10 protein-coding genes and 1 pseudogene are annotated in these 9899 nt (G+C 58.9%); 2 read left to right on the forward strand and 9 right to left on the reverse strand.

All coding sequences use genetic code 11. The features are described from left to right. The 8 genes from phnM to phnF all read right to left on the reverse strand — a co-directional run. Positions 1–1017, reverse strand: a 1017-nt coding sequence (phnM, locus tag RTM06_RS13595) for an alpha-D-ribose 1-methylphosphonate 5-triphosphate diphosphatase (RefSeq protein WP_312182797.1), incomplete at its 3' end; no start/stop codon positions are given. Beyond that, complete coding sequence (gene phnL, locus RTM06_RS13600; protein WP_312182799.1) at positions 1014–1718, reverse strand: phosphonate C-P lyase system protein PhnL; 705 nt, start codon at positions 1716–1718, stop codon at positions 1014–1016. The genes phnM and phnL, both read right to left, overlap by 4 nt. Positions 1719–1813: 95 nt before the next feature. Beyond that, complete coding sequence (phnK, locus tag RTM06_RS13605) at positions 1814–2575, reverse strand: phosphonate C-P lyase system protein PhnK (protein WP_097096853.1); 762 nt, start codon at positions 2573–2575, stop codon at positions 1814–1816. Beyond that, on the reverse strand, positions 2565–3413 hold the full coding sequence (locus RTM06_RS13610) for an alpha-D-ribose 1-methylphosphonate 5-phosphate C-P-lyase PhnJ (protein WP_256696780.1): 849 nt from the start codon (positions 3411–3413) through the stop codon (positions 2565–2567). Before RTM06_RS13610 ends, phnK begins: the two co-directional genes overlap by 11 nt. Then, positions 3406–4482, reverse strand: coding sequence for a carbon-phosphorus lyase complex subunit PhnI (locus RTM06_RS13615; protein WP_312182804.1), 1077 nt, complete (start codon positions 4480–4482; stop codon positions 3406–3408). The genes RTM06_RS13610 and RTM06_RS13615 overlap by 8 nt, the downstream gene beginning before the upstream one ends. Further along, complete coding sequence (gene phnH, locus RTM06_RS13620) at positions 4482–5057, reverse strand: phosphonate C-P lyase system protein PhnH (protein WP_008105512.1); 576 nt, start codon at positions 5055–5057, stop codon at positions 4482–4484. Before phnH ends, RTM06_RS13615 begins: the two co-directional genes overlap by 1 nt. Next, positions 5057–5503: a phosphonate C-P lyase system protein PhnG gene (phnG, locus tag RTM06_RS13625; protein ID WP_312182806.1), complete on the reverse strand. Its 447-nt coding sequence runs from the start codon at positions 5501–5503 to the stop codon at positions 5057–5059. Before phnG ends, phnH begins: the two co-directional genes overlap by 1 nt. Beyond that, positions 5500–6216: a phosphonate metabolism transcriptional regulator PhnF gene (phnF, locus tag RTM06_RS13630; RefSeq protein ID WP_008105516.1), complete on the reverse strand. Its 717-nt coding sequence runs from the start codon at positions 6214–6216 to the stop codon at positions 5500–5502. The genes phnG and phnF overlap by 4 nt, the downstream gene beginning before the upstream one ends. Before the next feature lie 309 nt (positions 6217–6525). On the opposite strand from phnF, the gene RTM06_RS13635 reads away from it, so the two are divergent. Both RTM06_RS13635 and RTM06_RS13640 read left to right on the forward strand, forming a co-directional pair. Next, positions 6526–8676 (forward strand): EAL domain-containing protein, encoded by a 2151-nt coding sequence (locus RTM06_RS13635; RefSeq protein ID WP_312182809.1) that lies wholly within the window; start codon positions 6526–6528, stop codon positions 8674–8676. 153 nt (positions 8677–8829) lie between these two features. Beyond that, entirely contained in the window at positions 8830–9276 is a 447-nt protein-coding gene (locus RTM06_RS13640; protein ID WP_312182811.1) for a transposase, read from the forward strand. Positions 9277–9400: 124 nt separating this feature from the next. On the opposite strand, the pseudogene RTM06_RS13645 reads toward RTM06_RS13640, so the two are convergent. Beyond that, positions 9401–9899 (reverse strand): annotated as a pseudogene (locus RTM06_RS13645) (hydantoin utilization protein B); the annotation flags it as partial.

Below are 9899 nucleotides of genomic sequence, written 5' to 3' on the forward strand. Positions count from 1 at the left end.
AATCGCCCGCGCCGGATTACTGGTCACCAGCGCAGCCGCCTGCGGCAGCGTCAGCGTGTTGCGCTCATCGGCCACCAGGCGGAACACCGCATCCAGCAAGCTGGCGGGATAGTAGTCGGAGGAGAGAATATCCAGCAGGCCGTGGCTGGCGAGGTCCGCCGCCGCCACGTTGCCGGAGTGCGAACCGCCGCGCACGATGTTGGGCGCGCCCATCAGCACCTGCATGCCGCATTCACGCGAGGCGCGTGCCGCCTCCAGCGTGGTGGGGAATTCGGCGATGGCGCTGCCGACGTCATGGGATTCTGCCACGTGCGCCGCCGTAGCGTCGTCGTGGCTGGCGAGCGGAATACCGCGCGAACGGCACAAACTGGAGATGGCGTTGCGATTCGGCGTGGAGAACTCGGCGGCCAGCGCCAGCTGCTCACGCTCAAACTGATCCATCTGCTCGTCGTTGAGCTGATATTTGCCTTGATAATAGGTGCGATACATCTCCAGCGAGGCGTACTGACGCTGACCCGGCGAGTGATCCATCAGTGACACCAGCGACAGTTCTGGCGTGTTCATCAGCTCTTCAAACAGTGGCAGCGTGGTGTGATGCGGCAGCTCGCAGCGCAGATGCAAATGGTGATCGGCGCGATTAATACCTTTGCGATTGCTGTCCTGAATCGCCTCAATCATCTTGTTGAGGTTTTCAATGCGATGCCCGCCATCGCGCACGTCGCCGACGCCAATTGCATCCAGCACCGTGGTGATGCCGCTGGCGACCATCAGCGCATCGTGGCTGCTCATCGCCGAGTGCGCCGGCCAATCCACTTTTGGGCGTGGCGTGAAGAACTTGTCGAGATTATCGGTGTGCAGCTCCACCAAACCCGGCAGCAGGAAGGCGTTTTCGCCATCCAGCGCGCCCGGCAATTGGCTGACGCTGTCGCTAAAGCTGGCGATGCGCCCGTCGCGAATCTCCAGTGAACCCGGCACTACGGCCTGCTCCAGCACCAGCCGGACGTTATTAATGATCATGCTTCTGCTCCTGCTTTCATTGGCTGCATGACGTGCAGGCGATCGGCTACGCGTTCGCGCACCGCTTCGTCATGGAAAATACCGACAATGGCGGCACCGCGGGCGCGCGCCTGTTCAATCAGTTCCACTACGGCGGCGCTGTTGGCGCTGTCGAGCGAGGCGGTTGGCTCATCCAGCAGCAGCACCGGATAGTCGGCGATAAAGCCGCGCGCGATGTTGACGCGCTGCTGCTCGCCGCCCGAGAAGGTGGACGGCGCCAGCGACCATAAACGCTCCGGCACGTTAAGGCGCGTCAGCAGCTCTTTGGCGCGCTTCTCGCAGAAGGCGCGCTCGGTGCCACGCTCCAGCAGCGGCTGCATGACGATCTCCAGCGTCGGCACGCGTGGAATGACGCGCAAAAACTGGCTGACCCAGCCAACGGTGTGACAGCGAATCGCCAGAATCTGCCGCGCGGGGGCGTTAGCCATGTCGATCCATTCGCCCTGATGTTGCAGCCAGATGTGGCCGCTGTTGGCCTGATAGTTGCCGTACAGCGCACGCAGCAGCGTGGATTTTCCGCTGCCGGAGCGGCCATGCAGCACCACGCATTCGCCGCCGCTGACGTCAAGATTGGCGTCCTGCAATACCGGCAGCGCGGCGCTGCTTTGGTTGTGCAGCACAAAGGTTTTGCTCAGATGCTCGACGCGCAGTAAAGGTTGCATAGTGATGTCCTGATGGTTTTGGAGAAGGTCGCCATAAATGGCGCCCCTACGACGTGCCATATGTAGGGTCGCCATTTATGGCGACCTTGTTCATCTCAACTCAGCACCGATGAAACCAGCAGCTGCGTATACGGATGATGCGGATCGTCCAGCACCCGATCGGTCAACCCGCTCTCCACCACGCGGCCCTGCTTCATCACCAGCAGGCGATGTGCCAGCAACCGCGCCACGCCGAGATCGTGCGTCACAATCACCACCGCCAGATTCAGTTCACGCACCAGCGTGCGCAGCAGATCCAGCAGGCGCGCCTGCACCGACACATCCAACCCGCCGGTCGGTTCATCCATAAACACCAGCGTTGGCTGCGTCACCAGGTTGCGCGCAATCTGTAAACGCTGCTGCATGCCGCCGGAAAAAGTGGTGGGCAGATCGTCGATGCGATTAGCGGGGATCTCCACATCCTGCAGCCAGCGCATCGCCTCTTTGCGGATATCGCCGTAATGACGATTACCTACCGCCATCAAGCGCTCGCCGATATTGCCGCCCGCTGTCACCTGCGGACGCAAACCGTCAAGCGGATGCTGATGCACCACGCCCCATTCGGTGCGCAGCAAGCGGCGACGATCGCTCTCGCTCAGCTGATAGAGATCCTGCGCGCGATAGAGAATGTTGCCCTGCTGCGGCGCCAGGCGTGCCGACAGGCTGCGCAGCAAGGTGGTTTTACCGGATCCGGATTCCCCAACGATGCCTAACACTTCGCCGGGATAGAGCTCAAAACTCACCTCTTCAAAGCCTTTTCCGGGCGCATAAAGGTGGGTGAGATTGTTGACCGCAAGCAGCGGCTGTTCACTGTGCATGCTGTTGTTCCTGCTGCTGGTGGCAAAAATCGGTATCGGAGCAGACAAACATGCGCGTACCGGCGTCATCCATCACCACCTCGTCGAGGTAGCTGTGGCGCGAACCGCACAGCGCGCAGGGTTCTTCCCACTGCTGCACGCTAAACGGGTGATCGTCAAAGTCGAGGCTTTCCACTTTGGTGTACGGCGGCAGCGCATAGATGCGTTTCTCACGCCCGGCACCAAACAGCTGCAGCGCCGGCATCATGTGCATCTTAGGGTTGTCGAATTTGGGGATTGGCGACGGATCCATCACATAACGATCGTTGACCTTCACCGGATAAGCATACGTAGTGGCAATGTGGCCGTAGCGGGCGATATCTTCATACAGTTTCACCTGCATGATGCCGTACTCCTCCAGCGCGTGCATGGTGCGGGTTTCGGTCTCGCGCGGCTCGATAAAGCGCAGCGGCTCGGGGATTGGCACCTGGAAAATCAGGATCTGGTCTTCCTCGAGCGGCGTTTCCGGAATGCGGTGACGCGTCTGGATCAGCGTGGCGTCACGGGTCGCTTCGGTGGTGCCCGCGCCGCTGACGCGCTGGAAGAAGCGGCGAATCGATACCGCATTGGTGGTGTCATCCGCGCCCTGATCGATCACCTTGAGCACATCGGCATCGCCAATGATGCTGGCGGTGATCTGAATGCCGCCGGTGCCCCAGCCGTACGGCATCGGCATTTCACGTCCGGCAAACGGCACCTGATAACCAGGAATTGCCACCGCTTTCAGAATCGCGCGGCGGATGGTGCGTTTGGTCTGCTCATCCAGATAACCGTTGTTGTAGCCGGTTAACTCACTCATGGTTCTGCTCCTGATGCTGTTGGCGCAGCCGTTTCAGCAGCTCAAGCTCCGCCTGGAAATCGACGTAGTGCGGCAGTTTCAGATGCGAGACAAAGCCCGCCGCTTCTACGTTGTCGGCATGCGACAGCACAAACTCTTCGTCCTGCGCCGGGCCGGCAAGGCGTTCGTTGTATTCCGGTGCCTGCAAGGCACGGTCCACCAGCGCCATCGCCATCGCTTTGCGTTCGGAGCGACCAAACACCAGGCCATATCCGCGCGTAAAATGCGGCGCGATCTCGGTTTCGGTGGTGAAGCCGTTCACCATCTCGCATTCAGTCAGCAGGATTTCGCCAATCTCAATCTCAAAGCCCAGCTCTTCCGGACAGATCGAGACGCTGAGATAGCCAGTGCGAATTTCGCCAGCGAATGGATGGTTGCGGCCGTAGCCGCGCTGTGTCGAGTAGCCCAGCGCCAGCAAGAAACCTTCGTCGCCGCGCACCAGCTGTTGCAGGCGTGCGGCGCGCGTGGCCGGGTAACCTGGCGGTTCGCGGGTGATGTCGCACGGCTCGCTACCGTCATCCTCTTCACGTGCCGCTAATCCTTCCGCGGTCATCATGCTGAACACGTGCGGACAGCGTTCGGGCAGCGCCTGATCGTCACGCGGTGCAGCGGGCGTTTCGCCGTTTGCCAGCAGCGTAAAGTCGAGCAGACGATGGCTGTAATCGTAAGTTGGGCCGAGAACCTGGCCGCCCGGCAAATCTTTGTAGACGGCGGAGATTCGGCGTTCGAGGCGCATCTCAGCGGTTGCCAGCGCCAGGCTGTCGGCGAGGCGCGGCAGCGTGGTGCGATAGGCGCGCAGCAGGAAGATCGCTTCCACCAAATCGCCGCTTGCCTGTTTAATCGCTAAGGCCGCCAGCTGTGGATCGTAGATGCCGCCTTCGGTCATCACGCGATCAACGGCTAAACCCAACTGTTGCGCGACCTGATCGCAGCCCAGTTCGGCCACTTCGCGATCGCCACGACGCAGATCGGCCTGCAGCTCATGGGCGCTGGCAATCGCCTTTTCGCCCCCTTTTACCGCAACGTACATCAGCACACCTCCACGTCGGTGGTGCGTGGCAGCGCCATCATCGCTTCACCGCAGGTGAAAATCAGATCCACGCCCTGTGGGAACGGATGCGGACGCTCGCGCAGATAGTGCAGAATCGCTTCCGGCAGCTGCGGCGCAATGGCGCGCGATTCACGTAAGCCCGGACCGGATAGGCGCAGCGTTAAACCGCCGCTCAGTGACGGCACTTCCACAATCAGCGTGGTGCTTTTTTCCGGGGACATGTTGTCGCCAGAGGCGAACAGCGCCGGATCGGGATTGGCCGCCGCGTGGGTCAGCGCAAAAGGTGCATCACGCTCATCGACAATCGGCACGCCGGTATGGAAACGCAGGTTGCTGCGCACCACCTCGTTATCAATGCGATTATCCAGCCACAATGCGCTCTCCTGATCGACCAGCGTCAGCAGCACCGCTGTAGCCGCCGGCGAAAGATCGCCCCAGCCCTGTTGCAGCGGCAGCGACACCATCACGCCAGGCTCGCTCATCGCTTTGAGAATGCGGCGAAAGGCACGTTGGGCATCAGCCACCGGATGGTTAAAACTTGCCAGTAAAGTCATCAGTTATCTCCGCGAACCAGCGTAAAGAAATCCACTTTGGAGCTGGCGATTTCACGTGCGCGCAGCTGACGCTGCTCTTCACGCAGTGCCGCCAGCGGGGCAATCAATTTTTCCTGCAACAGCGCCTGGGTTTCCGGCTGTTGCAGCAGCGCATCAATCAGCGCGCAGCGTTCGGCGTGCGCTTTGTTGCGCCCCAGCACGTAGCTAAAGCCGAGCGTGCCGTCGTGCAGTTTCACCACCGCGCGCGTTACCGTGGCATCGCCCATCACGAAGCGTTTTCCGCTGCCGCCCATGCGCGCCTGCAAACGGGTTAAGCCGGTTTCTGCCGGACGGATGCGTTCAAAATCCGCGTTGAGGCGTAACGGCTGCCAGTGCGCCTCAAGCTGGCTGGCATCGCTGTGCGCCAGCACCGAGAGCCAATGCTGGCGGGCTGTTTGCTGTGTCATTCGTGCTCCAGAGTCAGTTCAATCATGTCGCCGCGCGTCAGGCTGACGGAGTATTCCGCTACCTGACCGTCGCTGTGTTTATTCAGGGTGCGCACGCACAGCAGCGGCGACTGCAGCGCAATCTCCAGCTGCTTGCACTCTTTGGCCTGCGCGCGACGGGTGCTGATGCGGGTTTGGCTGCGCGTCAGGCTCAGGCCGAGCTGCTGCTGCATAAAATCGTGCAGCGAACCGCTGTGAAACTGCTGTAGCGCCGGCCACCAGCTGAGTTCCGCCAGGAAGTGGTTGATGACGCACACCGCCACACCATTGACGCGGCGCAGCGTGCGCAGATGGATAACGTTGTCGCCTTCATTTACGCCCAGCGCACTCGCCACATCGCTGCTCGCCGGACGCAGCACCGCCAGCAGACGTTCGCTGGTGGGATGACTGCCCTGCTCCATCAGGTTCTGGCTGAAGCGTGCTTGTGCATGCAGCGGATAATCGTAAGGACGCATCAGCACCAAAATGCCGACGCCGTGACGCCGTTGCAGCAGGCCTTTATTGACCAGCTCGTCGACGGCGCGGCGCAAAGTGTGACGATTCACTTCGTAGTGATCGGCCAGCTGCTGCTCGGAAGGCAGATAGTCGCCGCAGCGATAGCGCTCCTGCAGCGCCTGCTCCAGTTGGGCGGCAACGGCCTGATACACAGTGGTCGGATGTCTGGATATCTCCATCACGCTCAATACCTCATTCGCATTGGTTGAGGAACGCAGCGGGCTTGCTGCGGGATGGCGATTACATTGCGCATGTCAGATGACAGCGCCGTGACGGCTCAATGACGGGCGGATGAATTTGCTTTAGGGCAGCAGAATCACAGCGAAACGGCAGCGGTTTTAATAAATTATTTTTAACTGTTCTCTTTGTGACAGTGTTCAAAAATTTACCGCTTATTTACATCACGCTTTCAACGGCCTTACAGGATACAGCCTGCCGATGTTCTGCTAAGTTAAAAGATGAATCCTTCTTGTCAGGCCCACCTTAAAATGATTAACGCAATAAAACTATCGGATGGTTTTCGCCGCAACTTTGTTCGTGAAGTAATTTTGCCACTGATGGCAATTTTGCTGCTTACCTTTGTCGGCGCGGGCGTGGGTCTGTTCTGGGGGACATCATTAACTAATAACGAAGCGCGCGATCAGCAACAGCGCATGATCGAGGCTTCCTTTACCCAGAGCCTGACGGAACATCTGCGCCAGCTGCGTAGCCTGACGCGCTGGTCACCGCTGGCCGATCAGCTGGCGTCGCCGCATCCCGACCAAAGCTGGCTGACGCAAAATGTCGGCGGTTGGCTGTATGACATGTTTGATCATCAGCTGGTGGTGCTGCTGGATCGCGACAACCAGCTGATCAACGTGTGGCGCAACGGCCAGCCGGTGCCGGATAAACGCATCGGCCCTTATCTGCAGGACATGCTGAACAGCCCGCTGGTGCAAAACAGCGATGTGGTGGCGGGCCCGACCGATCACGCCGATTTCGTGCGTATCGGCCAACGCGCGGCCGCGCTGGCGGTGGGCGATATCAGCAGCACCAAACAGGCCGGGCGCTATCGTCTGGTGAGCATTAAGTTTCTCGATGATGGCTATCTGCGCAACCTTTCCGATCGCAGCCAGCTGCGCCAGCTGCACTTCAGTGACAGTGAACCGGCTGGAGAAACCAAAGCGCGCTTTCTGCTGAATTCACAACAGGGCGAACCGGTCGGCTATCTCAGCTGGAATCCGGATAAACCGGGCGCGCAGATGATGCGCACCATTGGCCCTTCTACTTTGTTGTCGGTGTTGCTGATTACCGTGCTGTGTTTGGTGATGGTGCGGCGCATCTGGACCTCGTCACTCAAGCTGTCGCAGTCGCTCTTAAAGCTCGGTGCCAGTGAAGCGCAGGCACAGCATCTGGCCTTTCATGATGTGTTAACCGGTTTGCCGAATCGTTCTCTGGTGGAAGATCGCTTAACCCAGGCGCTAGCGGTGGCCGGACGCCACGATCAGCGCGTGGCGCTGCTGCTGTTGGATCTCGATCGCTTCAAAAATATCAACGATACCTACGGCCATCACGCTGGCGATGAGTTGATTATTGAGGTGGCGCGCCGCCTCAACGATATCGTGCGCGCCAGCGACACCGTAGGCCGTATTGGCGGCGATGAGTTCATTATTGTGATGCCAGATGTGGAGAATATTGGTCAGGTGCAATCGCTGGCGAAACGTATCATCAGCCGCCTGAGCGAACCGTATCAGCTGGTCGGCAGCGAATTGTGGATCGGTGTGAGCGTCGGTCTAGCGCTGGCACCGAAGGATGGCATTGATCGGCTGGAGCTGATGCGTAAAGCGGACATCGCGCTGTATGACGCCAAGAATCACGGGCGCGGTCAGTATCGCCAGTTTGAGAAAGTGATGGATGAATCGCTGCGCACTCGCCAGCAGATGGCGGCGGATTTGCGTCAGGCGCTGGTGAAATTTGAAGGATTAGCGGTGTGGTATCAGCCGTTGATGGATATCAGCGGCCAGCATGTGGTGGGCCTGGAAGCGCTGTTGCGCTGGCATCACGCCATGCGCGGCGACGTTTCGCCCGGTGATTTCATCGCCATCGCCGAAGAGACCGGCATGATCATTCCGCTCGGCGAATGGGTGCTGCGCGAAGCCTGTAAAACCGCGCTGAAGCTGCGGGATATTGTGGTGGCAGTGAACGTCTCGCCGGTGCAGTTTCGCGCGGTGAATTTTGTCGAGCGCATCATCCATATCGTGCAGGAAGAAGGCGCCGATCCCAGGCGCATGGAGCTGGAGATCACCGAAGGCGTGCTGATTGAAGATGAACACGAGGCGCGTAACAGCATCATCGCGCTACGCGAGGCCGGTTTCCGCATTGCGCTGGATGATTTTGGTACCGGCTATTCGAGCCTTAATTACCTCAGCACCTTCCCGGTGGACAAGATCAAAATCGACCGTTCGTTCACCCAATCGCTGGGCGTGGCGCAGAACTCGACCGCGATTGTTGAATCGGTGGTGCGGCTGGGCCACGCGATGGGATTGACGGTGACCGCCGAAGGTGTCGAAACCGCGCTGGCCGATGCGGGCTGCAATCAGCTGCAAGGGTATTTGTTTAGCCACGCGGTGCCGTTTAGTGAGATTGAGAAGATGATGTGAGTGACATCTCCGTAGGGTCGCCATTTATGGCGACCTGGCCAATAATCCCGCCGCGCCGTATAAATTATTCTGAATACGCCCCTCAGGTTCTGCATCCCATGCATCGCCCTCTCGCCAGACATTTTGCAAAATCATTCCGGCAAGGAGGCCATTATGAAAAACCGCAAATATCCACGATTAAAACATCATGATTACCGCGCCAATGGCGCGTATTTCATCACGCTGGTTTGCTATCGCCGCGCACCTTTATTTGGTCAATTTATCGCAGCGGAATTCTGTCTGACTTCGATTGGTGATTACGTCATCAAAACCTGGCGGGCTTTGCCTCAACGCGATTCCTCTATCACCCTCGATGCCTTTGTCCTGATGCCGAATCACCTGCATGGCATTATTTGGCTAAATGAAAGCGCACAGAGAACCCTGCTAAATATTGTTAATTGCTTTAAAGCCGAGATTACGCGTGAAACAGGAATAAAGGTGTGGCAACGCAGTTTTTATGATCGTGTGATTCGGGATGAGAGGGAGTTATTGGCGTTCAGAGAATATATTGAAAACAATCCGAAACAGTGGGAATGGGATCGGTTGTATGTGGATGGTTGAGGTTGTGCGGTTGTTAGCAAGGTTGTGCGGTTATCAGCAAGGTCGCCATAAATGGCGACCCTACAAATGCCGACGTCAACAACACCTCCGTAGGGTCGCCATTTATGGCGACCTGGTTAAACCTTCACACCGAATAACGCGCTTTAAGATCCTCGAAAATGGCATCCATCGGCACATCACTGTCTGCGGCCACCGCCGTAAACACCTGCTGCTTAAGGAAGTGACGCCAGCTCACCGGCGCGGCGGCCAAAAATGCCGTCAGCACGCGATAGCGCTCCGGCGTCCAAACCGCTTCAAACGCAGTACGCGCCGCTCCATGATCGAAATGCTGCGCCGCCGAAGATAGCATCTCAGCCCGCAGCCGCGCGGTTTCGCCCTCATCAATCTCACCATCGCGCAGTGCCACGCCGTAGCTGTCACGCGCCACCTGCTCAGAGACAAACCCACAGCGCACATCCTCCAACACCTGCTGCACATCGCGCTCCACCGGCAAACCGTAACCACCCGCGCCAGGTCCGCGCACTTCGACGATATCGCCCGGCTGGCAGTGAATGACATCGGTGTTGCCGTGCTCTATCGTGGTGCCGTTACGCAGCGTGCGGAAGTGCGAAAGGCCGCCACAT

Origin of the sequence: Pantoea sp. CTOTU46764 (assembly GCF_031974595.1) — a bacterium.
Lineage (GTDB): Bacteria > Pseudomonadota > Gammaproteobacteria > Enterobacterales > Enterobacteriaceae > Pantoea > Pantoea trifolii.

What these genes read in the sequence shown, in the direction of transcription:
- phnL (WP_312182799.1), bottom strand. Translation starts at nt 1,718, where the DNA reads ATGCAACCTTTACTGCGCGTCGAGCATCTGAGCAAAACCTTTGTGCTG.
- phnK (WP_097096853.1), bottom strand. Translation starts at nt 2,575, where the DNA reads ATGCACAGTGAACAGCCGCTGCTTGCGGTCAACAATCTCACCCACCTT.
- RTM06_RS13610 (WP_256696780.1), bottom strand. Translation starts at nt 3,413, where the DNA reads ATGAGTGAGTTAACCGGCTACAACAACGGTTATCTGGATGAGCAGACC.
- RTM06_RS13615 (WP_312182804.1), bottom strand. Translation starts at nt 4,482, where the DNA reads ATGTACGTTGCGGTAAAAGGGGGCGAAAAGGCGATTGCCAGCGCCCAT.
- phnH (WP_008105512.1), bottom strand. Translation starts at nt 5,057, where the DNA reads ATGACTTTACTGGCAAGTTTTAACCATCCGGTGGCTGATGCCCAACGT.
- phnG (WP_312182806.1), bottom strand. Translation starts at nt 5,503, where the DNA reads ATGACACAGCAAACAGCCCGCCAGCATTGGCTCTCGGTGCTGGCGCAC.
- phnF (WP_008105516.1), bottom strand. Translation starts at nt 6,216, where the DNA reads ATGGAGATATCCAGACATCCGACCACTGTGTATCAGGCCGTTGCCGCC.
- RTM06_RS13635 (WP_312182809.1), top strand. Translation starts at nt 6,526, where the DNA reads ATGATTAACGCAATAAAACTATCGGATGGTTTTCGCCGCAACTTTGTT.
- RTM06_RS13640 (WP_312182811.1), top strand. Translation starts at nt 8,830, where the DNA reads ATGAAAAACCGCAAATATCCACGATTAAAACATCATGATTACCGCGCC.